The following is a 23,042-nucleotide window of genomic DNA, read 5'->3' on the forward strand; positions in this document are numbered from 1 at the left end:
CATGAATATGACCGAGAGGCATATCGCTCGAAAGTGATGCCTCGTATCGGGAGTGCTACCCAGCGTGAGGGCATGGGGTGGGAGGGGCGCCGCAGGCGGCGGCTAGGCTGGTTCACCGTGCTCGTACTGGTGGTGGACTCCTCGACGCCCGCGGTGACCGCGGCGCTGGTCGAGGTCTCGGCGGACGGCGTCGCGCTCCGCGCGTCCCGGTGCACGGTCGACGCCCGGGCCCACGGCGAGTTGCTCGCGCCGCAGGTCGACGCCGTGCTCGCCGACGTCGGCGCGCGCCCCGGCGACCTGGCCGCGATCGTCGCCGGGCTCGGCCCCGGCCCGTTCACCGGGCTGCGGGTCGGCCTGGTCACCGCCGCCACCATGGGTCAGGTGCTCGGCGTCCCGACGTACGGCGTCTGCTCGCTGGACGGCCTCGGCCAACCGTCGGGTGACGGCGGGTCGGTGCTGGTGGCGAGCGACGCGCGGCGTCGCGAGATCTACTGGGCCGTCCACGACGGCGCCGGCCGGCGCGTCGCCGGGCCGGACGTGGCGGCCCCGGCGGTCGTCGCCGAGCGGGCCCGCGAGCTGGCGGTCACCGCCGCGGTGGGCGACGGCGCACACCGGTACGCCGACGTGCTCGGGCTGCCGGTGCGGGACGAGCCGCGCTACCCGGACCCGCTGGTGCTGGCCGGTCTCGCCGCGCCGCGGATCCGCGCGGGTGGGCCCGGTGAGCCGCTCACCCCGCTCTACCTGCGCCGCCCGGACGCGGTCGCGGCCACCGGCCACAAGCCGGTCCTGCGATGAGGCTGGGCCGGTTCCGCTGGTGGCACGTCGAGGAGGTGCTGCCCATCGAGGCGGACCTGTTCGGCGCCGAGCAGTGGACCCCGGGCATGTTCTGGAACGAACTCGCCAACGGGCACTTCTACCTGGTCGCCACCGACGACGACGGCAGCGTGGCCGGCTACGCCGGGCTGGCCGTCGCCCCGCCCGACGAGGCGTGGGTGCAGAACGTCGCGGTGCGCCGGGACGCCCAGCGTCGAGGCGTCGGCCGCCTGCTGCTGGAGGCGCTGCTCGCCGAGGCGGCCCGGCGGGGCGTCCGCAGCACGCTGCTGGAGGTCGCCGCGGACAACGCCCCGGCGCAGCGGCTCTACGCCACCTACGGCTTCGAGCCGATCGGGGTGCGGCGGGGCTACTACCAACCGAGCAACACCGACGCGCTGGTCATGCAGCGCAACGAGGACTGACGGGCATGGCTGACGAACCACTGATCCTCGGCATCGAGACCTCCTGCGACGAGACCGGCGTGGGCATCGTGCGCGGGCACACGCTGCTCGCCGACGCGCTGGCCTCCAGCGTCGAGGAACACGCCCGGTTCGGCGGCGTGGTGCCCGAGGTGGCCAGCCGGGCCCACCTGGAGGCGATCGTGCCGACGATGGACCGGGCGCTGCGGGAGGCCGGCGTCACCATCGCCGACGTCGACGCCATCGCGGTGACCTCCGGGCCGGGCCTGGCCGGCGCGCTGCTCGTCGGCGTCGCCGCCGCCAAGGGGTACGCGGTGGCCGCGGAGAAACCGGTGTACGGGGTGAACCACCTCGCCGCGCACGTGGCCGTGGACACGCTGGAGCACGGTCCGCTGCCCGAGCCGGCGATCGCGCTGCTGGTCTCCGGCGGGCACTCCTCGCTGCTGCGCGTCGACGACCTGGCCCGGGGCGTCGTCCCGCTCGGCGCCACCATCGACGACGCGGCCGGGGAGGCGTTCGACAAGGTGGCCCGGCTGCTCGGGCTGCCGTTCCCCGGCGGGCCGTACATCGACCGGGAGGCGCGGGCCGGCGACCCGGCGTCGATCGTGTTCCCGCGCGGCCTGACCGCCGCGAAGGACCTGGCCGCGCACCGGTACGACTTCTCCTTCTCCGGCCTGAAGACCGCGGTGGCCCGCTGGGTGGAGGCGCGGCAGCGGGTCGGCGAGCCGGTGCCGGTGGCCGACGTGGCGGCGTCCTTCCAGGAGGCGGTCTGCGACGTGCTGGTCGGCAAGGCGCTGGACGCCTGCCGCACCAGCGGGATCGACACGCTGGTGATCGGTGGCGGGGTGGCGGCCAACTCCCGACTGCGGGCGATGGCCGAGCAGCGGGCCGCCAGGCACGGCGTCCGGGTGCGTACGCCCCGGCCGAAGCTCTGCACGGACAACGGCGCGATGGTGGCGGCGCTCGGTTCGCACCTGGTCGCCGCGGGGGTCGCCCCGAGCCGGCTGGACCTGCCGGCCGACTCCGCGATGCCGCTGACCGTGGTCAGCGTCTGACCGGGGAGGAACCGACATGATCGTCCGGATGTGGGAGGCGAAGGCCGAGCCGTACGGCTTCGCCGACCTGATCACCTGGGTCTGCGAGACCGCGCTGCCCGAGTTCGAGCACGACCCGATGCACGTGGCCAGCGAGGTGTTCTCCTCCACCGACCACCGCCTGGTGGTCATCTCCAAGTGGCGGAACAATCCGCGCGACCTCCCCGAGCCGCCCATGCGGCTGGTCGCCCGCCCGCCGCACAGCTGGGACTTCACCGAGGTCGACCGCTAGGGCTGCCCCCGGGGCGGGCCGGCACGGCGGCCGGAATTGGTTGGCGGGCGATCGGCTCCGGCACCTAGCGTCGGTGGGTCATGCGCTTCTCACCGGCCGGCGATCCCGGCACCCCCGACGCGCGGTCCGCCACCCGCTACCTGGTGTGGCTCGCCGGGCGACATCCCGTCTACTTCGGCGGCGGCATCACGCTGGGCGTGATCTGGATGCTGGCCCAGGCGCTGGTGCCGGCCGCGATCGGGCGGGCGGTGGAGGCCGGGCTGGCCCAACGCGACCCGGACGCGCTGCTGCGCTGGGCCCTCGCCCTGCTCGGGCTGGGCCTGGTCCAGGCCGTCGCCGGCATCCTGCGGCACCGCTGCGCGGTGCACAACTGGCTCGGCGCCGCCTACCGCACCGTGCAGGTCACCGTGGACGCCACCAACCGGCTCGGCGCGGCGCTGCCCCGCCGGGTGGCGGCCGGCGAGGTGGTGAGCATCGGCACCTCCGACATCGAGCACATCGGCGGCGCGATCGACATCACCGCCCGGGGCGCCGGGTCCGTGGTCGGCATCGTCACCGTCGCGGTGATCCTGCTCGACGCCTCCCTGCCGCTCGGTCTCGTGGTGGTGCTCGGCGTGCCGCTGCTGATGGCGCTGGTCGGGCTGCTGATCCGGCCGCTGCACCACAAGCAGGCCGCCTACCGGGAGTCGACCGGCCGGCTCACCGCCCGGGCCGCGGACATCGTCTCCGGCCTGCGGGTGCTGCGCGGGGTGGGCGGGGAGCCGGTGCTGGCCGCCCGCTACCGGGAACGGTCGCAGGCGTTGCGCGCGGACGGCCTGCGGGTGGCCCGGGTGGAGTCGCTGCTCCAGGCCGCGCAGATCCTGCTACCAGGCGTCTTCGTGGTGCTGGTGACCTGGCTCGGCGCGCGGTTCGCGCTGCGCGGCGAGATCACCGCCGGCCAGCTCGTCTCGTTCTACGGCTACACCGCGTTCCTGGTCAGCCCGCTGCGCAACCTCACCGAGGCGGCCGACAAGCTGACCCGGGGGCACGTCGCGGCCCGCCGGGTGGTCCGGCTGCTGCGGCTCGCGCCGGAGTTCACCGACCCGACGCGCCCGGTGCCGGTGCCGGCCGGGCCCGGTGAGCTGGTGGACGTGCGTTCCGGGCTGGTGCTGCGGCCGGGCCGGCTCACCGCGCTGGCCGCCGCCGCGCCGCAGGACGCCGCCGAGATCGCCGACCGGCTCGGCCGGTACGCCGACGGCGACGTGACGCTGCACGGCGTACCGCTGCGGGACGTGGCGCTGGCGACGGTGCGCGAGCGGATCCTGGTGGCCGACAACGACGCGCAGCTTTTCAGCGGCGTGCTCCGCACGGAGCTGGACCCGCACGACCGGGCCGAGCCCGGCGCGGTCGAGGCGGCGCTGGTCGCGGCGAGCGCGACCGACGTGGTCGAGGCGCTGCCCGGCGGCCTGGACGGCGCGGTCGCCGAGCGCGGCCGGGAGTTCTCCGGCGGGCAGCGGCAGCGGCTGCGGCTGGCCCGCGCGCTGGTCGCCGACCCGGAGACGCTGATCCTCGTCGAGCCGACCAGCGCGGTGGACGCGCACACCGAGGCGCAGGTCGCCGGCCGGTTGGGCGCGGCCCGGCGCGGTCGCACCACGCTGGTCTGCACCACCAGCCCGCTGATGCTCGGCCGGGCCGAGCACGTGGTCTTCGTGGAGGACGGCAAGGTCGTCGCCGAGGGCCGGCACGACGAACTGCTCGCCACCGAGCCCCGGTACGCGGCCACGGTGAGCCGGGAGGAGGACCGATGAGCAACGCGCTGCCCGTCGCCGACGGCGCGCGGGTCCGCCGGTACGTGCGGGAGCTGATCCGCCGGCACCCGCGCGGCCTGGCCACCGTGCTCGGCCTGCACGCGCTGGCCGCGGCGGCCGGGCTGGTCACCCCGCGCCTGCTCGGTGACCTGGTCGAGGGGATCTCCCGGGGTGTCGCGGCGACCACCGTCGACCGGGTGGTGGCCGCCATCGCCGCGTTCGTGGTGGTGCAGTCGGTGCTGGTCCGCTTCGCGCACCTGGCCTCCGCCCGGCTCGGCGAGCGGGTCCTCGCCGAGCTGCGCGAGGAGTTCGTCGACCGGGTGCTCGCGCTGCCGCTGTCCACGGTGGAGCGGGCCGGCACCGGTGACCTGCTCACCCGCACCTCGCGGGACGTCTCCGCGCTGTCCCGGACGGTCCGCTTCGCCGGGCCGGAGACGCTGATCGCGGCGCTGACCGTGTTGCTGATCCTCGGCGCGCTGCTGCTGACCGGGCCGCTGCTGGTGCTGCCCAGCCTGCTCGCGGTGCCGGTGCTCGTTGCCGGCACCCGGTGGTACCTGCGCCGCGCGCCGCAGGGCTACCTGCGGGAGAACGCCGCCTACTCGGACATCACCGACGGGATCAGCGAGACGGTCGAGGGCGCGCGGACCACCGAGGCACTGCGCCAGGCCGCCCGCCGCCGGGCCCGTGGCGACGCCGACATCGAGCGGTCGTACGCGGCCGAGCGCTACACGCTGTTCCTGCGCACCGTCTTCTGGCCGGTGGCGGAGTTCGGCTATCTGGTGCCGATGGTGGCCACCCTGCTCATCGGCGGCTGGTTCCACCTGAAGGGCTGGGCCAGCCTGGGCCAGGTCACCGCCGCCACGCTCTACGCCCAGCAGCTCACCGACCCGATCGAGCGGCTGCTCGGCTGGCTGGACGAGTTCCAGGTGGGCGGCGCCTCGCTGGCCCGGCTGCTCGGCGTGGCCGTCGAGCCGGACGACCGGTCCCCGGTGTCCACCGGCGCCGGCCGGCGCGACGTCGACGGCCGGCTGGCCGCGCACGACGTTCGGTACGCGTACCGGCCCGGCCACGACGTGCTGCACGGGGTGACGCTGGTGCCCCGGCCGGGGGAGCGGCTGGCCATGGTGGGTCCGTCCGGCGCCGGCAAGTCGACGCTGGGCCGGCTGCTGGCCGGCGTGCACACCCCGAGCGCCGGCACCGTGACCGTCGACGGTCGACCCCTCACCGACCTGCCCCTGGACGAGCTGCGGACCCACGTCGCGCTGGTCAGCCAGGAGCACCACGTGTTCATCGGCACGCTCGCCGACAACGTGGCGATGGTCCGTCCGGCCGCCGGACCCGCCGAGGTGCGGGCCGCGTTGGCCGCGGTGGACGCGCTGGACTGGGCGCTGGCGCTGCCGGCGGGGCTGGACACGGTCGTCGGCGCGGGCGGGCATCCGCTCACCCCGGCGCAGGCGCAGCAGCTCGCGCTGGCCCGGCTGGTCCTGGCCGACCCGCACACGCTGGTGCTGGACGAGGCCACCTCGCTGATCGACCCGCGGGCCGCCCGGGCGCTGGAACGCTCGCTGGCGGCGGTGCTGCACGGGCGGACCGTGATCGCCATCGCGCACCGGCTCTTCTCCGCGCACGACGCGGACCGGGTGGCGGTGGTGTCCGACGGCCGGATCGTGGAGCTGGGCTCGCACGACGAGTTGGTCGCCGCCGACGGCTCCTACGCCGCGCTGTGGCGCTCCTGGCACGGGTGAGGTGTAAGGAGGGGCCCCTTCTTAACGCCTGGCGTAGAGGAAGGGGCCCCGCTTAACACCGCTTGCTCACGAGCGGCGCATCAGCCGCCAGGTCGTGTACCCGCCGGTGCCCAGCGCGATCAGGAAGACCGCCCACACGATCCCGGTGCTCACCTGGAGCCCGCCGCCGCTGGACGCGTTGGCCTGGGCGGCGGCCACCAGGGAATCGCTCTGCGCGGCCGGGATCGCGGGCGGCGGCAACTGCTGCCAGCGGACCAGCCCGGTGCTCTCCAGCATGGTCATGTGGTCGTTGACGAACTTGTTGGCGTCCTCGGCGAGCTTGCGCACGACCGGGTCCTTGGTGCTGGCCCGGACCGCCCCGATCACCGGGAAGATGTTGCCGTGGGCGACCCGGAGCCGGGTGACGAAGATCTGGTCGAACTGGGCGCCGTTGGCGTTCTGCATCTCGGTCAGCCAGCCCTTCTGCTGGGTCGTCGGCTCCGCCGGCAGCACCGCGCCCAGCTTGTTGGCGGCCTCGACCACCAGTTGGTCCAGCACGCCGTGCTGGCGGGCGATCTCCGCGCCGACCTCCCGGACCCGGGGGGACTTGCCCTTCTCGGCGGCCATCGTCCCGGCCGGCATCTCCCACAGCCCGGCCAGCCGGACGCCGTTGAGCAGCGTCATGTCGGCGGCGTTCATCTGCACGCCGGGGTTGGGCGCGGCCTGCGCCATGCCGGGAAGGACGCCGATCCCCGCGCCGATCGCGACGAGCAGCAGGGTCACCCGGTGCGCCAGCCGGCGACGTGCGGATTCCAGCGATGCCATGGTTGGGTTGCCTCCTCGATCCGGACCGCTACGCGGGGTCGCGGACGGCCGAGCCGAGCGGCCGTCCGCACACTGGTACGGATCACCGCGCCGATCAGTTCAGCGGGTCGGCCAGGAGGCGTTCGAAGGCCAGCTCGGCGGCGCCGATCAGCGCCGCGTCGTCGCCGAGTTTCGGGGTACGCAGCCGCACGTGCTCCAGGCAGGCGGGCAGGCCGTTGCGGTTGAGCCGGCTGCGCACCTGGGCGGCGGCGGCCAGGTAGAGGTCGCGCATGGTGCCACCGAAGATGACCATCTCCGGGTTGAAGATGTTGACCAGGTTGGCCACGCCGAAGCCGAGCCAGTCGCCGGCCTGCCGGACCGCGCTCTGCGCCCGCGCGTCGCCCCGGTCGGCCGCGTCGAAGACGCCCAACAGCGCGTCCCGACCGCGCGCCTCGGCGTGCCCGGCGGCGCGCAGCAGCCCGTACTCGCCGATCTCGGTCTCCCAGCAGCCGCGCCGGCCGCACTCGCAGCGCGCGCCGTCGCGGACCACCACCATGTGGCCGACCTCGCCGCCGTAGCCGCCGTGCCCGGTCAGGCGCCGCCCGCCGGCGATGATGCCGGCGCCGACGCCGACGTCCCCGTACAGGTAGATGACGTTGTCGCAGCCGGTGGCCGCGCCCCGGGCGTGCTCGGCGAAGGCGGCCACGTCGGCCACGTTGCCCACCGTGATCGGCACGTCGATGCCCAGCTCGGCGGCGAGCGCCGCGCCGATCGGCTCGTCCACCCAGCCGGTGGTGGGGCTGAGTCGCACCAGCCCGTCGTCGCGGCGGACCATGCCGCACACGGCCACCCCCGCGCCCACGCACAGCGAGTCCGGCGGCACCCCGTGGTGCATCTCCTTGACCGCGCCGGCCAGCAGCGGGGCGGCCTCCCCGGCGACCAGGTTGCGCGGCCGGTCCAGTTCGCGACGATCGAGCACCTCGCCGCCGAGACCGACCCTCGCGGCCCGCAGCCGGTCCACCTCGACGCTGTACGCGTACGCGTAGACCCGGCCCGACTCGGGCCGGACGACGAGTGACGGTCGTCCGGCCCGGCCGGTCTCCTTCGGCGTCCCCTCGCTGACCAGACCGGCGCCGGCCAGGTCCGCGGTCAGCGCGCCGATGGTGCTGCGGTTGAGCCCGAGCGCGGTGGTCAGCTCCGCGCGGGTGGTGGCGCCGTGCACGTGCACGTAGCGGAGCAATGCGCCCAGGTTCTGCCGGCGGATCTCGTCCTGGCTGGGACCCGCGCGCGTTGCCACTGCCATCGTGTGTCCGTACCCGGGGTCAGCGCACGCCGGTGGCGGCGGCCCGCCGCCTCGACAGCGCGTCGATGGTCGCCGCGGCGAGCAGGACCACGCCGGTGACCACGAACTTGACGCCCGAGCTGTACCCCATCAGTCCCATCCCGTTGTCGATCACCGCGACCACCGCGCCACCGAGCACGGCGTCGAGGACCCGGCCCTTGCCGCCGAAGAGGCTGGTGCCGCCGATCACCGCCGCGCCGACGGCGTAGAGCAGCACGTTGCTGCCGCCGGTGTTGGGGTCGACCGAGTTGGCCCGGCTGGCCGCCACGATGCCGCCGATGGCGGCCATCCCGGAGCAGATGACGAAGACGGAGATGCGGATCCGGTCCACGTTGATGCCGGCCCGGCGGGACGCCTCGGCGTTGCCGCCGACCGCGTAGATGTGCCGGCCGTAGCTGGTGCGCTGGAGCACGAACGTCCAGACGACCAGCAGCACCGCGATGATCGGCACCACGATCGGCACGCCCTTGAGCGACACCACCAGGACGTTGCGGCTGCGCTCCAGGTTGAGCACGTAGACCGCGACGCCGAGGATCACGGCGAGACCGCCGATGCGGGCGGCCACCACCGCGATCGGGTCGGTGAGCAGGCCACGGGCGGACCGGTTGCGGTGGCGCAGGAGCTGCACGGCCGCGTACCCGCCGACGGCCAGCACGGCCAGCACCCAGCCCAGCACGGGGGAGAGGTTGCGGTTGGCGATCGCGACCAGGGTGTCGTCCCGGACGGCGATGTTGGCGCCCTCGTCCATCAGCGTCAGCACCACGCCCTGGAAGGCGAGGAAGCCGGCGAGGGTGACCACGAAGGAGGGGATGCCGACCTTCGCGACCAGCAGGCCGAGCACGGTGCCGATCACCACGCCGGTGACGACGGCGGCGAGCACCGCGACGTACCAGGGGTAGCCCATCACGGTGACCACGTTGGCCAGGATCGCCGCGCACACGCCGCTGGCGAAGCCGGCGGAGAGGTCGATCTCGCCGAGCAGCAGGACGAAGACCAGGCCCATCGCGATCAGCGTGACCGCCGCGCCCTGGGTGAACAGGTTCGCCAGGTTGCCGGCGGTGAAGAACGACGGGCGGGCGATCGAGAAGCCGATGGCGAGCACGAGCAGCATGACCACCGCGGGCAGCGCCCCGATGTCGCCGCCGCGTACCCGGCGCCAGTAGTTGTTCACGTGGCTGCCCACGGTCGGCGCCGGTGCGACGCCGGCCGGGCCTTCCTTCTTCACGACGGTGGCGGTCATCGGACGGCTCCTGGGGTGGTGTCGGCGGGCGCGGCGCCGGTGCCGTTGCTGCCCGGTTCGCCGGCGAGGCCGAGGTCGCCGGAGCGACCGGCGGTGATCAGCTCGACCACCTGCGAGTGGGTGATGTCGGTGGTCTTCACCTGGGCGACCATCTGGCCGAGGTAGAGCGCGGCGATCCGGTCGGAGACGGCGAAGACGTCGTTCATGTTGTGCGAGATGAGCACCACGGCCAGGCCGTTGTCGGCCAGCCGGCGGACCAGCTCCAGCACCTGGGCGGTCTGCGCGACGCCCAGCGCGGCGGTCGGCTCGTCCAGGATGACCAGTCTGCTGTTCCAGAGCACGGCCTTGGCGATGGCCACCGTCTGCCGCTGGCCGCCGGAGAGGCTGGAGACGTGCTGGCGCAGCGACTTCACGGTGCGCACGCTCAGGCCGGCCAGGGTCTCGGCGGCCATCTGCTCCATGGTCGGCTCGTCGAGCACGAGGCCGCTGCGCTTCTCCCGGCCGAGGAACATGTTCTGCACGATGTCGAGGTTGTCGCAGAGCGCCAGGTCCTGGTAGACGACCTCGATCCCGAGCGCGGCGGCGTCCCGGGGGCTGCTGATGCTCACCGGCTTGCCGTCGAAGAGGAACTCGCCGGCGTCGGTGGGGTAGATGCCGCTGATGCACTTGACCAGGGTCGACTTGCCGGCGCCGTTGTCGCCGACCAGCGCGGTCACCTCGCCGGGGTGCGCGGCGAAGGCGACGTCGCGAAGCACCTGGACGGGACCGAAGCTCTTGTCGATCCCGCGTAGCTCCAGCAGGGGGGTTGCGGACACGGGGGTCTCCTTTGGGCGGAGGGAGGTCTCGGATCCCGTCCGGCGTGGGTACCGCCCGGCACGGGAGTCTTCCCGTGCCGGGCGGTGCCGCCTGAGGCGGGGTGGGTCAGCTCACGCCGGCGTCGGTGCAGAGCTTGGTGAACGCACCGGTGCAGAGCTCTTCCTTGGTGACGTAACCGTCGGCCACGACGTCCTTGACGTTGTCCTTGTAGATGGCCTTCGGCTCCAGCAGCACGGCCGGCACGTCCCGGTTGCCCTCCGGGTCCTTGACGGTCTGGCCGGTGTCCTTCTTCTCGCCCTTGGCGAGCGCGATGGCCAGCTCGGAGGCGGCGTCCGCCTCCTTCTTGACCGCCTTGTAGACGGTCATGCACTGGTCACCGGCGAGGATGTTCTGCAGGCCCTCCTTGGTGGCGTCCTGACCGGTCACCGGGACCTTGCCGTTGAGCTTGTTCTTCTTCAGCACCGAGATGGCCGCGTTGCCGAGACCGTCGTTGGCGGCGAGCACACCGTCGATCTTGCCGCTGGCCTTGGTGAGCTGCTGCTCGAAGATGGTGGCGGCCTGCGCGTTGTCCCACGCCGGCACCGAGTCGTCGGCGACCTTGGTGTATTCCTTCGAGTCGAACTTCGGCTTGAGCACCGAGTCGTACCCGTTCTTGAACAGGGTGGCGTTGTTGTCGGTCGGCGAGCCGTTGAGGTACGCGATCGACGGGTTCTTGGCGCCCTTGTCGGTCAGGCACTTGCTCAGGCCCTCGCCCTGGAGCTTGCCGACGGCCTCGTTGTCGAAGCTGACGTAGTACTGGGCGGAGCCGCCCAGGGTCAGCCGGTCGTAGTCGATCGTGGCGACGCCCTGCGACTTGGCCTTGTCGAGCACGGCCTTGCCGGTGCCGGAGTCCAGGTTGACGATCATCAGCACGTTGACGCCGTTGGTGATCATCTGGTCGGCGATGGTCTGGAACGCGGTCTTGTCGTTCTGCGCGTTCTGGATGTCCGACTCGACGCCGGCCGCGTCGAACGCCGCCTTGAGGAACTTGCGGTCCGCGCCCTCCCAGCGGGCGGAGGACTTGCTGTCCGGCAGGATCACGCCGATCTTCGGCTTCTTGTCGTTCGAACCGCCGGCCTGGTCGGAAGAACCGCCGTTGTCACCACAGGCGGCCATGCTGCCGGTCGCGAGGAGACCGACGGCCGCGAAGGTGAGGAAGCCCTTGCGCATGTGCACGGGTCCTTTCGGGGGGTGGGGGAGTTGCGTTCGGTTGTTTTGTTGTGTCCGGCAACGTATTCCGCGCTTCCCGGGGTCCGCAAGAGTGCCGAGGTCAGAAGTTTGTTGGCGGCGGTAACAATTCAGCAACGCGGTTGTCACCTCACGGACACCGGCTGCGGAAACGCTCCCGGACGTCCGGTTCAGCCGGCCGCGATCGGGGCGGTCACGGCCCCGGTCAGCGCCACCAGATCGGCCGGCGCGAGCCGAAGCTGGAGACCCCGGCGACCGGCCGACACGTACACCGCCGGGTACGCCGACGCGGACGCGTCGACCACCGTTTGCAACCGCTTCCGCTGCCCCAGCGGGCTGATCCCGCCCCGCACGTACCCGGTGGCCCGCTCGGCCGCGACCCGGTCGGCCAGCGCGGCCCGCTTGCCGCCGACCGCCGCGGCCAGCGCCTTCAGGTCCAGCTCCCCGGTCACCGGCACCACCGCCACGGTCAGCCCGCCGTCGACCTCGGTGACCAGCGACTTGAACACCTGCCCCGGCGGCACCCCGAGGGCGTCGGCGACCAGCGCGCCGTAGTTCGGCGCGTCCGGCGACACGTCGTACGGATGCGTGGTGTACGCGATCTTCCGCCTGGTCAGCAGCGCGGTCGCCGGAGTGCCCTGTCCCGCCATGACCGTCAAGCTAACCCGGCCGTCGGGTCACGGCGACCCGGCACGTGGCGCGGCGGCCGGGTGACGCCGTCAGCCGGCCGCCGGCGCCGGGCGGCAGATCAGCACGGTGGGCGCGCCGGCCACCCGGGTCAGCACCAGGCTGGCCGCCTCGTCGCCGGCCAGCCGCAGGTCCCGGCGCAGCTTCTCCGGCTCCAGCGCCGACCCCCGCTTGAGGATCTCCACCCGACCGACCCGGCGTTCCCGCAGCAGGGCGCGCAGCCGCTTCAGGGAGAACGGCAGCACGTCGGTGATCTCCAGGCAGCGGGCGAACGGGGTGGCGTGTGCCGCGTCCGCGTAGAGGTAGGCGATCGACGGGTCGGCGAGCGTGGCGCCGAGGTCGGCGGACAGCTCCGCGACCAGGTGCGCGCGCACCACCGCCGGGTCCGGGTCGAACAGGAACCGCCGTACCGCGCCCACCGCCGCCTCGTCCGCGCCGGTGCCGGTGAGGTGATAAGCGGGGGCCCCTTCTCTACCGGAGGCGTTAACGGGGGCCCCTTCCTTGCTCCGCAGCAGGGTGGCGCGGCGGGGGACGTCGGCGAGGGGCCCGCACCAGAGCGCGGCCTCCACCAGGTCGCCGTCGACGCTCACCCACTCCGCCTCGGCGCCGGCCGGGATCAGCGCGTGGTCCAGGCCGGGCGCCACCTTGACCACGGTACGCGGCACCCGCGCGGCCAGCCCGGTGACGAAGTCCCACGGCGGGGAGTAGGCGTTCGGGTCGAAGATCCGCCGGCCGGTGCCGGCCCGCCGCCGCGCCGGGTCGCAGAACGCGCCGTCCACCCGGGACACGTCGAACGCGGTGGCGTCGCCGCACTCGACCGTGACCAGGTCGGCCAGCCCGGCCGCCTCGGCGTTCGCGGCGGCCATCGCGGCGGTCACCGGGTCGGCCTCGACCCCGTGCACGCGGATGCCGGCACGGGCCGCGGCCAGCGCGTCGGCGCCCAGCCCGCACCCCAGGTCGGCCAGGGTCGTCACGCCCGCGGCGCGCAGCCGCGCGGCCCGCCGGTCGGCGACCACCCGGCGGGTGGCCTGTTCCAGCCCGGCCCGGGTGAGGAACATGCCGGCCGCCGCCGGGCCGAACTTGCCTGCCGCCCGGCGGCGCAGTTCCGCCTGGGTCAGCGCCGCCGCGGCGAGCCCGCCGGGGATACCGGCCGAGCGCAGCGCGGCCGCCGCCGCCAGCGGGTCGCCGCCGGCCACCTCCGCCGCCGCGGCGAGCGCGGCCGACCCCTCGGGGGTACGCAGCGCGGTGAGCTGGTCGAGGTCCACCGGTTCATTCTCCCGACCCGGAGGGCGACACGGTGGGCGGGGCGCTGGCACTCTCCTTGACGGAGTGCTAGCCGAGGAATAACCTGCGATTAGCACTCTCACCCTGAGGGTGCCAACCTCCGGGCCCTGGTGCCCGAGGGTTGAACGCCAGGCGGACCGGCACCCGCGACGACGGCCCCGCCCGGTGGCATGTGGCAGATTGACGCTGGTCGGCATGCCGACCGGTAACGACACCAAGTACCCCAGGAGGGTATGCCCGTGACTACCGCGACCAAGGTTGCGATCAAGCCGCTCGAGGACCGCATCGTGGTCCAGGCGAACGAGGCCGAGACCACCACCGCCTCGGGCATCGTGATCCCCGACACCGCCAAGGAGAAGCCGCAGGAGGGCACCGTCCTCGCTGTGGGCCCGGGCCGGATCGACGACAAGGGCAACCGCGTGCCGGTCGACGTGAAGGTCGGCGACACCGTTCTCTACTCGAAGTACGGCGGCACCGAGGTCAAGTACGCCGGCGAGGAGTACCTGGTGCTCTCCGCCCGCGACGTCCTCGCGGTCATCGAGAAGTAAGCAACCGATCAGTGTCGTTGCCCCGGTCCGGCTCGCCGGGCCGGGGCAACGTCGCTTCGAAGGGATACCGATGGCAAAGATCCTGAGCTTCTCGGATGACGCCCGGCACCTGCTGGAGCACGGTGTCAACGCCCTGGCGGACGCGGTCAAGGTCACCCTCGGCCCGCGCGGGCGCAACGTCGTCCTGGACAAGAAGTTCGGTGTGCCCACGATCACCAACGACGGCGTGACCATCGCCAAGGAGATCGAGCTCACCAACCCGTACGAGAACCTCGGCGCGCAGTTGGTCAAGGAGGTGGCGACCAAGACCAACGACGTCGCCGGCGACGGGACCACCACCGCGACCGTGCTGGCCCAGGCCATGGTCCGCGAGGGCCTGCGCAACGTGGCCGCGGGCACCAACCCGACCGGCCTGAAGCGGGGCATCGACGCGGCGGCCGCCAAGGTCTCCGAGGCGCTGCTCGGCAAGGCCGTCGAGGTCGCCAGCAAGGAGTCGATCGCGCACGTGGCGACCGTCTCCGCGCAGGACGCCACGATCGGCGAGCTGATCGCCGAGGCGATGGAGCGGGTCGGCCGCGACGGTGTCATCACCGTCGAGGAGGGCTCCGCGCTCACCACCGAGCTGGAGGTGACCGAGGGTCTCCAGTTCGACAAGGGCTTCATCTCGCCGAACTTCGTCACCGACGTGGAGTCGCAGGAGTCGGTCCTGGAGGACCCGTACATCCTCATCACCACGCAGAAGATCTCGGCGATCGAGGAGCTGCTGCCGCTGCTGGAGAAGGTCCTCCAGAACAACAAGCCGCTGCTCATCATCGCCGAGGACGTCGAGGGCCAGGCCCTGTCCACGCTGGTGGTCAACGCCATCCGCAAGACCGTGAAGGTCTGCGCGGTGAAGGCCCCCGGCTTCGGCGACCGCCGCAAGGCGATGCTGCAGGACATGGCGGTGCTGACCGGCGCCGAGCTGGTCGCCCCGGAGCTGGGCTACAAGCTCGACCAGGTCGGCCTGGAGGTGCTCGGCACCGCCCGCCGCGTCGTGGTCGACAAGGAGAACACCACGGTCGTCGACGGTGGCGGCCAGTCCGCCGAGGTCACCGACCGGGTCGCCCAGATCCGTAAGGAGATCGAGGCGTCGGACTCCGAGTGGGACCGGGAGAAGCTCTCCGAGCGGCTGGCGAAGCTGTCCGGTGGCATCGCGGTGATCAAGGTCGGCGCGGCCACCGAGGTCGAGATGAAGGAGCGCAAGCACCGCATCGAGGACGCCATCGCCGCGACCAAGGCCGCGGTCGAGGAGGGTACGGTCCCGGGCGGCGGCGCCGCGCTGGCCCAGATCCTGCCGGTGCTCGACGACGACCTGGGCTTCACCGGCGAGGAGAAGGTCGGCGTCTCGATCGTGCGCAAGGCGCTCGTCGAGCCGCTGCGCTGGATCGCCCAGAACGCCGGCCACGACGGCTACGTGGTGGTGCAGAAGGTCGTCGGCCAGGACTGGGGCACCGGCCTGGACGCCGCCACCGGCGAGTACGTCGACCTGGCCAAGGCCGGCATCCTCGACCCGGTGAAGGTGACCCGCAACGCGGTCTCCAACGCCGCGTCGATCGCCGGCCTGCTGCTCACCACGGAGAGCCTCGTGGTGGAGAAGCCGGCCGAGCCGGAGCCGGCCGCCGCCGGTGGGCACGGCCACTCGCACGGCCACGGCCACCAGCACGGCCCGGGTTTCTGACCCGAGGAGCACGGCCCGACGTCAGGGCACACCGCCACCCGGCGGTGTGCCCTGACGCGTATCCGCCTTACGGAACGCTGACGAGATTGGCGGCCGGGCCGACCGGTCGACCACACTGGGCCGGGTGAGCACGATCTCCCGCCGCCACGCGGCACTGTCCGGTGTCGTCGCCGCCGCGGTGGCGCTCGGCGTCGCCGAGCCGGTGGCCGTCCTGACCGGTCCCCGGTCCGCCCCGCTGATCGCCGTCGGCGGCCTCGTGGTCGACCTGGTGCCCGAGCCGCTCAAGCAGTTCGCCATCGACGTCTTCGGCACGTACGACAAGATCGCGCTGCTGACCGGCACGGCGCTGCTGCTGGCCGCCTTCGCGGCGCTGCTCGGCCTGGCCGCGGCCCGTCGGTTGGCGATCGGCCTGGCCGGCATCGCCGCGTTCGCCGTCCTCGGCGTGGCCGCCGCGCTGACCCGGCCCGGCGCGGACGCGTTCGACGCGCTTCCGTCCCTGGTCGGCGCCGCCCTCGGCGGCCTGACGCTCTGGGCCTTCGTGGCCGGCCCGCTGCGCGCGGACCGCGACCCGGCCACCCCCGCGGCGCGCTCCGGTGACGCCGACACGGCCGTCGCCCGGCGCGGCCCCGTGCCACCCCCGGCGGCCGCCGCGCTCGCGCGCGAGGAGGAGGGCGCCGGAGGTTGGGAGCCGTCGGTGGGCGGTGACCAGGAGTCGCGCCGCCGGTTCCTGCGCGGCGCCGGCCTGCTGACCGGTGCGGCGGCGGTGGCCGGCCTCGGCGGGCACTGGCTGGCCGGCCGGCGCGGCGTCTCGGCGGCCCGGGAGGCGGTGACGTTGCCGGCACCGGCCGGCGCCGCCCCGCCGGTGCCGGCCGGTGCGGACCTGTCCCTGCCCCGGCTCGCCCCCTACGTCACCCCGAACCGGGAGTTCTACCGGATCGACACCGCGCTGGTGGTGCCGCAGGTCGACCCGGTCACCTGGAAGCTGCGCATCCACGGCCGGGTCCGCAACCCGATCGAGCTGAGCTTCGACGACCTGCTGGCCCGACCGATGGTCGAGCGGTACGTGACGCTCGCCTGCGTCTCCAACGAGGTGGGCGGCGACCTGATCGGCAACGCCCGCTGGCTCGGCGTGCCGATCAAGGAGCTGCTGGACGAGGCCGACCCGGAGGAGGGCGCGGACCAGGTGGTCGGGCGCGCGGCCGACGGCTGGACCTGCGGCACCCCCACGTCGGCGCTGCGCGACGGGCGGGACGCGCTGCTCGCGGTGGGCATGAACGGCGAGCCGCTGCCGGTCGAGCACGGCTTCCCGGTGCGGATGGTGGTGCCCGGCCTCTACGGGTACGTCTCGGCGTGCAAGTGGCTGACCGAGCTGGAGTTGACCAGCTTCGCCGACTTCGACGCGTACTGGGTGCCGCGCGGCTGGTCCGCCCAGGGGCCGATCAAGACGCAGTCGCGGATCGACACGCCTCGCGCCCGCAGCCGCCCGGCCGCCGGCCCGGTGACGGTCGCCGGCGTGGCGTGGGCGCAGCACCGCGGCATCCGCCGCGTCGAGGTACGCGTCGACGGCGGGCCCTGGCGGGAGGCGACGCTGGCTCCGGCGGTGTCGTCGGACACCTGGGTCCAGTGGTCGTGGCGCTGGGACGCGACCCCGGGCGAGCACCGTCTCCAGGTGCGTGCCACCGACGCGGCCGGCGAGACGCAGCCGGAGCAGCGCAGCCCGGTGGCCCCGGACGGCGCGACCGGCTGGCACACCGTCACGGTGACGGTGGCCTGACCGCGCCCCAACAGGCGGTGATACCGGACCGGGATGCCGCCACTTCGGCGTCCTGGCGGCTCGACCGTCCGCCCGCCCCGGTCGACGTGCCCGAGCCGACGAGTCGCGCGGCAGGTGCGCGGCAGGTGCGCGGCGGGTGCGCGGAGGGCGCGTGCCGACACCGGCCTTCAGGGCCACCCCGGCCGGTGCCGCGGCCCGATGGTGGGCGCGCTGCCGGTCCGGGTGACGCGCGGGCGGTGCCGCTCTTCTCAGCGCCTTTCGAGCTGATATCAGAAGCGACTCAGGCGCCGTCCCGACCGTCGAGGCTTGGCCGCAGGCTCCGGTGTGCCCGGGCCAGGGATCGGAAGCGGCGAGCGCCCCGGGCCGTGGCTCATCTCCGGGCCGCTCCGAGGGTTCGTCCGGTCCTGGCTTGAGTCGTTGGTGATGTCAGCTCGACAGGCGGCCCTGAGGGTTCGTCCGGTCCTGGCTTGAGTCGTTGGTGATGTCAGCTCGACAGGCGGCCCTGAGGGTTCGTCCGGTCCTGGCTTGAGTCGTTCGGGACGTCAGCTCGACAGGCGGCCCTGAGGGTTCGTCCGGTCCCGGCCCGAGTCGTTGGTGATGTCAGCTCGACAGGCGGTCGCGGGGAAGCCGGCCCAGGCGCGGCGGCGACGGTGTCGGGTGGCGGGACCATGGCACGGACGTGAAGCGACGCTGTGCCCCGGGTCGGGGCACAGCGTCGGGAGGTGAGCGGGTCAGGCGACCTTGCGCTGGTCGGGGACGGCGGTCTTGTGCGCGCGGCCGAGGCGGGCCTCCAGCCGGGCGACGTCCACCCGGGACTGCCTGCGGTCGGCCGCGTCCTCCCAGCCGAGGGCGAGCAGCCGCAGCCGCTCGGACTCGCTGAACCCGCCCCAGACGCCGTACGGCTCGCGGACGGCGAGGGCGTGCGCGGCGCACTCGGCGCGCACCGGGCAGGCACCGCAGACCGTCTTCGCGCCGGTCTCGCGGCGCAGTCGGGACGAGCCGCGCTCGCCGTCCGGGTGGAAGAACTGGGCGCTGTCGCGGCCCCGGCACGCGCCGAGCCGCTGCCAGTCCCAGAGGTCGACGATGGGTCCAGGCAGCCTACGTACGTTCGACATCAGCACCCCTCCTCCCGCGCGGCACCGCGGAGAATGTTCGTGGCCAGCTACCGGGCGGCGGTCCGCGCGGGATGCCGGTTCCGGATGGACAACTCGGTACCCGAGCCGTCCCCGGCTCACACATCTGTGATCGAAAACCTCGGACACTCGGTGGCATATGCCCCATCTGTCGGAAAAGTTCGGATGATTGCTCGGAACCCCCTCCCGACCCCACCCGCACGTGGTCTGCTCTGAGGCGGAGAGGAGACCACAGTGCGTAGCGTTCTTGTATGCGTTCGGACACCATTGGCGGCCCAGCATCTGACCTCCGCGGCGGCGCGGCTCGGGCTGTCCGGCGTCGTCCGGACGGCCGTCTCCGATCCCGAGGTGATGCTGCGGCTCGCCGAGCGCCCGGTCGACGTGGTGCTCGCGGACACCGCCCTCACCCGACCGGACAGCGCCGGCTTCGTGCGCCGGGTGCTCGCCCGCGCGCCGCAGGCCGCGGTGCTGCTGCTCGGCGCCGAGGAGTCGGAGTCGGCGGCGGCCACCATCAGCGCCGGGGCGCGCGGTCTGATCCAGAACGCCGACCACGACCTGACCAGCGCGGTGGCGAAGGCGCTGCTGCTGCTCTCCGCCCCCGGGCGGGCCAACCGGCACCGGGTGGCCGACACCGCCCGGGACGCGGCGGCGGTCGGCGGGCCGACCCGGGCGACGGCGCCGGGGCGTACCCCGGCCGGGCCGAACTGGCCGGCGGCGCCGGTGGATGCCGCGGGCCTGCCCACGGTGGTGCCGGTGCAGCGGGGCGAGGACGCCAACGACCCGGCGGCGGAGGGGGCGGAGACGCCTCAGCCGGGCCCCGGCCAGCGCGCGGGACGGACGCCGCGCAGCGCGATCGGGCTCACCGAGCGTGAGCTTCAGGTGCTGCTCGGCATGGCGGAGGGCAAGAGCAACGCGGAGATCGGGCGGGAGCTGTTCGTCTCCGAGGACACCGTCAAGACGCACGCCCGGCGGCTGTTCCGCAAGCTCGGCGCGCGCGACCGGGCGCACGCGGTGGCGGCCGGCTTCCGGGCTGGCCTGGTCGCCTGACCGTCGGCCGGGTCACTCCTGGGCGGCGTCGTCCGTGCCCTCGGTGAGCGTGTCGTGCACGCCGTCCGCGTAGCCGCGGGCGTAGTCCCAGCTCACGTAGTGGTCGGGGTCGGGGTCGTAGGCCGGCTCGTGCACCCGGGGGCGCCCCGAGTTGAGCAGGTGGCGCAGGTTGCCCCGGAGCAGGTCCCAGTCGAAGTAGTGCGGCTCGCGGCAGTCCTCGCACTCGATCACCAGGCCACGCACCCCGATCGGCTGGAGCAGGGCCTGGTAGATCTCCAGATCGGCGAGATCCTCCAGGACGTCCTGCCGCTCGACCTCGGTCAGCGGGTCGAGCGTCTCCTCCTCGCCGGAATCGTGCAGGCCGGCAGCCGGATCGGCCGGGTCGCCGTTGAACGGGTCGATGGGCTCGTCGTGCACCCCCTCACCGTAGACCCCGCGCCGCCGGAAAGCCCGCCCCCGGCCGCGCTGTGGCCCGGCCTACCCGGGGCCCGCCACTGCCCGGACCCGGCCGGGCCAGTGGGTACGATGAGGCGACGCGCCGTCACACCGGTGCGCGCCGGTGCCCGCGCGCGCCGCCTCGCTGCAGCCCGTTCGACCAGCTCAGGGGAGCAATCGTGGAGAATTCGCCCAGCACCGAGACCCCGACCGGCCCCGACGGCGGCGAGCTGGGCGGCCACCTGCCCGAGCTGCCGGCCGGCTCCGCCCGGGTGGTGCCGCTCGGGCTGACCTTCGACGACGTGCTCCTGCAGCCGGGCGAGTCGGACGTGGTGCCCAGCCGGGTCAACACCCGCACCCGGCTCACCCGCAACATCGAGCTGACCGTGCCGCTGCTCTCCAGCGCGATGGACACCGTCACCGAGGGCCGGATGGCGATCGCCATGGCCCGCCAGGGCGGCATCGGCGTGCTGCACCGCAACCTCTCGGTCGAGGACCAGGCGCTCCAGGTCGACCTGGTCAAGCGCTCCGAGTCCGGCATGATCACCAACCCGGTGACGGCCAGCCCGGACGACACGCTGCGCGACGTCGACGCGCTCTGCGGCCGCTACCGCATCTCCGGCGTGCCGGTGGTCGACGGGCAGGGGCAGCTCGTCGGCATCGTCACCAACCGCGACATGCGCTTCGTCTCCGACCCGGCCACGCCGGTCCGCGACATCATGACCCGCACCCCGCTGATCACCGCCTCGGTCGGGGTGAGCAAGGACGACGCGCTCGACCTGCTGCGCCGCCACAAGGTCGAGAAGCTGCCGATCGTCGACGGGTCCGGTGCGCTGCGCGGCCTGATCACGGTCAAGGACTTCACCAAGAGCGAGCAGTACCCGAACGCCACCAAGGACGACGCGGGGCGGCTCCGGGTCGCCGCCGCGGTCGGCGTGGGCGAGGACGGCTACAAGCGGGCCCGTGCCCTGGTCGACGCCGGCGTCGACGTGGTCATCGTGGACACCGCGCACGGCCATCAGCGGGCCGTGCTGGAGATGGTCGCCCGGCTCAAGCGCGACGTGGCCGTCGACATCGTCGGCGGCAACATCGCCACCTACGCGGGCGCGAAGGCGCTGGTCGAGGCCGGCGCCGACGGCGTCAAGGTGGGCGTCGGCCCGGGCGCCATCTGCACCACCCGGATCGTGGCCGGGGTGGGCGTGCCGCAGGTCACCGCGATCATGGAGGCGGCCCGGGCCGCCCGACCGGCCGGCGTGCCGGTGATCGGCGACGGCGGCATCCAATACTCCGGCGACATCGCCAAGGCGCTGGTGGCCGGCGCCGACACGGTGATGCTGGGCAGCCTGCTGGCCGGCTGCGAGGAGAGCCCCGGCGAGCTGATCTTCATCAACGGCAAGCAGTACAAGGCGTACCGGGGGATGGGCTCGCTCGGCGCGATGCAGTCGCGCGGCCAGGGCAAGTCGTACTCCAAGGACCGCTACTTCCAGCAGGACGTGATGGCCGAGGACAAGCTGGTCCCCGAGGGCGTCGAGGGGCAGGTGCCCTACCGGGGCCCGCTCGCCCAGGTCGCCCACCAGCTCACCGGCGGCCTGCGCGCCGCCATGGGCTACGTCGGCGCCGAGAGCATCCCCGAGCTGCACCGGCGTGGCCAGCTCATCCGGATCACCGCGGCCGGGCTCAAGGAGAGCCACCCGCACGACATCCAGATGACCGTCGAGGCGCCGAACTACCACTCCCGCTGACCTCTCCCTCCACCCCCGAACACACCTGGAGTCCCCATGCGTGACGTGGTCGAGATCGGGCTGGGCAAGACCGCGCAGCGCGGTTACCACCTGGACGACATCGCCATCGTGCCGAGCCGCCGCACCCGGGACGTCGACGACGTCTCCACCGCGTGGCAGCTCGACGCCTACCCGTTCGGCATCCCCTGCGTCGCGCACCCCTCGGACGCGACCATGAGCCCCACCTCGGCGGTGCGCCTCGGCGAGCTGGGCGGCCTCGGCGTGCTCAACGTCGAGGGCCTCTGGACCCGCTACGAGAACCCGACCAAGATCCTGGAGGAGCTGGCCGGCCTGGGCGAGGACGCCCGCGCGACCAAGCGTCTCCAGGAGGTCTACGCCGAGCCGATCCGGCCCGACCTGATCGCCGAGCGGGTCCGCGAGCTGCGGGCCGGCGGCGGCACGGTGGCCGTCCGGGTCTCGCCGCAGCACACCCTGGCGCTGGCCCCGGTGATCCTGGACGCCGGCGTGGACATCCTGGTCATCCAGGGCACGCTCGTCTCCGCGGAGCACGTCTCCACCACCGACGAGCCGCTGAACCTCAAGGAGTTCATCGCCGACCTCGACCTGCCGGTCATCGTGGGCGGCTGCACCGACTACAAGACCGCGCTGCACCTGATGCGCACCGGTGCGGCCGGCGTGATCGTGGGCATCGGCGGCGACGACTGGTCGACCACCGAGTCGGTGCTCGGCATCCGGGTGCCGATGGCCACCGCCATCGCCGACGCCGCCGCGGCCCGCCGCGACTACCTCGACGAGACCGGTGGCCGGTACGTGCACCTGATCGCCGACGGCGACATGCAGACCTCCGGCGACATCGCCAAGGCGCTCGGCTGCGGCGCGGACGCGGTGATGCTCGGCGAGCCGCTCTCGCTCTGCGAGGAGGCCCCGGCCGGCGGCGCCTGGTGGCACTCGGCGGCCAGCCACCCGTCGCTGCCCCGGGGCGCGTTCGAGGTGGCCGGCGAGCCGATCGGCTCGATGGAGCGGCTGCTGTTCGGCCCGGCCGACGAGCCGGACGGCCAGCTCAACCTCTTCGGCGGGCTGCGCCGCGCGATGGCCAAGTGCGGCTACCGCGACCTCAAGGAGTTCCAGAAGGTCGGCCTGGTCCTGGACCGCTGAGCGGATGTGACCCGTCGGCGCG

General features: G+C 73.6%; 20 protein-coding genes and 1 pseudogene. 12 read left to right on the top strand and 9 right to left on the bottom strand.

Annotated elements, in window-relative coordinates; translation table 11 throughout:
- The first annotated feature begins 117 nt into the window (after positions 1 to 117).
- The 6 genes and pseudogenes from tsaB to H1D33_RS28460 all read left to right on the top strand — a co-directional run bounded on the left by tsaB (position 118) and on the right by H1D33_RS28460 (position 6,090).
- Positions 118 to 795, top strand: a complete 678-nt coding sequence (gene tsaB, locus H1D33_RS28435; protein WP_181570281.1) for a tRNA (adenosine(37)-N6)-threonylcarbamoyltransferase complex dimerization subunit type 1 TsaB — start codon at positions 118 to 120, stop codon at positions 793 to 795.
- Positions 792 to 1,235 (top strand): ribosomal protein S18-alanine N-acetyltransferase, encoded by a 444-nt coding sequence (gene rimI / locus H1D33_RS28440; protein ID WP_181570280.1) that lies wholly within the window; start codon positions 792 to 794, stop codon positions 1,233 to 1,235. The genes tsaB and rimI overlap by 4 nt, the downstream gene beginning before the upstream one ends.
- A gap of 5 nt (positions 1,236 to 1,240) precedes the next feature.
- Positions 1,241 to 2,307, top strand: a pseudogene (gene tsaD / locus H1D33_RS28445) (tRNA (adenosine(37)-N6)-threonylcarbamoyltransferase complex transferase subunit TsaD).
- On the top strand, positions 2,304 to 2,558 hold the full coding sequence (locus tag H1D33_RS28450; protein ID WP_181570278.1) for a hypothetical protein: 255 nt from the start codon (positions 2,304 to 2,306) through the stop codon (positions 2,556 to 2,558). Before tsaD ends, H1D33_RS28450 begins: the two are co-directional and overlap by 4 nt.
- A gap of 80 nt (positions 2,559 to 2,638) precedes the next feature.
- Positions 2,639 to 4,345, top strand: coding sequence for an ABC transporter ATP-binding protein (locus H1D33_RS28455; RefSeq protein WP_181570277.1), 1,707 nt, complete (start codon positions 2,639 to 2,641; stop codon positions 4,343 to 4,345).
- Positions 4,342 to 6,090, top strand: coding sequence for an ABC transporter ATP-binding protein (locus H1D33_RS28460; protein WP_181570276.1), 1,749 nt, complete (start codon positions 4,342 to 4,344; stop codon positions 6,088 to 6,090). Before H1D33_RS28455 ends, H1D33_RS28460 begins: the two co-directional genes overlap by 4 nt.
- Positions 6,091 to 6,156: 66 nt before the next feature.
- Here the strand turns inward: H1D33_RS28460 and H1D33_RS28465 are convergent, their stop codons facing one another.
- The 7 genes from H1D33_RS28465 to H1D33_RS28495 form a co-directional block, all read right to left on the bottom strand.
- Positions 6,157 to 6,894, bottom strand: coding sequence for a DUF4142 domain-containing protein (locus H1D33_RS28465; protein WP_181570275.1), 738 nt, complete (start codon positions 6,892 to 6,894; stop codon positions 6,157 to 6,159).
- Positions 6,895 to 6,988: 94 nt separating this feature from the next.
- Entirely contained in the window at positions 6,989 to 8,176 is a 1,188-nt protein-coding gene (locus H1D33_RS28470) for an ROK family protein (protein ID WP_181570274.1), read from the bottom strand.
- Positions 8,177 to 8,195: 19 nt separating this feature from the next.
- Positions 8,196 to 9,455, bottom strand: coding sequence for a sugar ABC transporter permease (locus H1D33_RS28475; protein ID WP_181570273.1), 1,260 nt, complete (start codon positions 9,453 to 9,455; stop codon positions 8,196 to 8,198).
- A complete protein-coding gene (locus H1D33_RS28480) occupies positions 9,452 to 10,270 on the bottom strand; it encodes an ATP-binding cassette domain-containing protein (protein ID WP_181570272.1) in 819 nt (272 codons plus the stop codon). Before H1D33_RS28480 ends, H1D33_RS28475 begins: the two co-directional genes overlap by 4 nt.
- A gap of 106 nt (positions 10,271 to 10,376) precedes the next feature.
- Positions 10,377 to 11,480 carry a sugar ABC transporter substrate-binding protein gene (locus H1D33_RS28485; RefSeq protein ID WP_181570271.1) on the bottom strand — a complete coding sequence of 368 codons (1,104 nt, stop codon included), beginning with the start codon at positions 11,478 to 11,480 and terminating at the stop codon, positions 10,377 to 10,379.
- A 188-nt stretch (positions 11,481 to 11,668) separates the two neighbouring features.
- Entirely contained in the window at positions 11,669 to 12,148 is a 480-nt protein-coding gene (gene ybaK / locus H1D33_RS28490) for a Cys-tRNA(Pro) deacylase (RefSeq protein ID WP_181570270.1), read from the bottom strand.
- A gap of 69 nt (positions 12,149 to 12,217) precedes the next feature.
- Complete coding sequence (locus H1D33_RS28495; RefSeq protein ID WP_181570269.1) at positions 12,218 to 13,450, bottom strand: THUMP-like domain-containing protein; 1,233 nt, start codon at positions 13,448 to 13,450, stop codon at positions 12,218 to 12,220.
- Between the two features lie 252 nt (positions 13,451 to 13,702).
- On the opposite strand from H1D33_RS28495, the gene groES reads away from it, so the two are divergent.
- From groES to H1D33_RS28510, 3 genes are all read left to right on the top strand, one after another.
- Entirely contained in the window at positions 13,703 to 14,017 is a 315-nt protein-coding gene (gene groES / locus H1D33_RS28500; RefSeq protein ID WP_088998427.1) for a co-chaperone GroES, read from the top strand.
- A 70-nt stretch (positions 14,018 to 14,087) separates the two neighbouring features.
- Positions 14,088 to 15,734, top strand: a complete 1,647-nt coding sequence (gene groL / locus H1D33_RS28505; RefSeq protein ID WP_181570268.1) for a chaperonin GroEL — start codon at positions 14,088 to 14,090, stop codon at positions 15,732 to 15,734.
- A 124-nt stretch (positions 15,735 to 15,858) separates the two neighbouring features.
- Positions 15,859 to 17,508, top strand: coding sequence for a molybdopterin-dependent oxidoreductase (locus tag H1D33_RS28510; protein WP_181570267.1), 1,650 nt, complete (start codon positions 15,859 to 15,861; stop codon positions 17,506 to 17,508).
- A gap of 731 nt (positions 17,509 to 18,239) precedes the next feature.
- On the opposite strand, the gene H1D33_RS28515 is transcribed toward H1D33_RS28510, so the two are convergent.
- Positions 18,240 to 18,623, bottom strand: a complete 384-nt coding sequence (locus H1D33_RS28515; protein ID WP_181570266.1) for a WhiB family transcriptional regulator — start codon at positions 18,621 to 18,623, stop codon at positions 18,240 to 18,242.
- A gap of 252 nt (positions 18,624 to 18,875) precedes the next feature.
- Here H1D33_RS28515 and H1D33_RS28520 point away from each other — a divergent pair, with 252 nt between their 5' ends.
- Positions 18,876 to 19,688: a response regulator transcription factor gene (locus H1D33_RS28520; protein WP_181570265.1), complete on the top strand. Its 813-nt coding sequence runs from the start codon at positions 18,876 to 18,878 to the stop codon at positions 19,686 to 19,688.
- 12 nt (positions 19,689 to 19,700) lie between these two features.
- On the opposite strand, the gene H1D33_RS28525 is transcribed toward H1D33_RS28520, so the two are convergent.
- Positions 19,701 to 20,105 carry a DUF5319 domain-containing protein gene (locus H1D33_RS28525; protein WP_181570264.1) on the bottom strand — a complete coding sequence of 135 codons (405 nt, stop codon included), beginning with the start codon at positions 20,103 to 20,105 and terminating at the stop codon, positions 19,701 to 19,703.
- Positions 20,106 to 20,302: 197 nt separating this feature from the next.
- Here H1D33_RS28525 and guaB point away from each other — a divergent pair, with 197 nt between their 5' ends.
- A complete protein-coding gene (guaB, locus tag H1D33_RS28530) occupies positions 20,303 to 21,865 on the top strand; it encodes an IMP dehydrogenase (protein WP_181570263.1) in 1,563 nt (520 codons plus the stop codon).
- 36 nt (positions 21,866 to 21,901) lie between these two features.
- Positions 21,902 to 23,020 carry a GuaB3 family IMP dehydrogenase-related protein gene (locus H1D33_RS28535; protein WP_181570262.1) on the top strand — a complete coding sequence of 373 codons (1,119 nt, stop codon included), beginning with the start codon at positions 21,902 to 21,904 and terminating at the stop codon, positions 23,018 to 23,020.
- Positions 23,021 to 23,042 lie beyond the last annotated feature (22 nt).

The organism is Micromonospora ferruginea, assembly GCF_013694245.2.
Classification (GTDB): domain Bacteria; phylum Actinomycetota; class Actinomycetes; order Mycobacteriales; family Micromonosporaceae; genus Micromonospora; species Micromonospora robiginosa.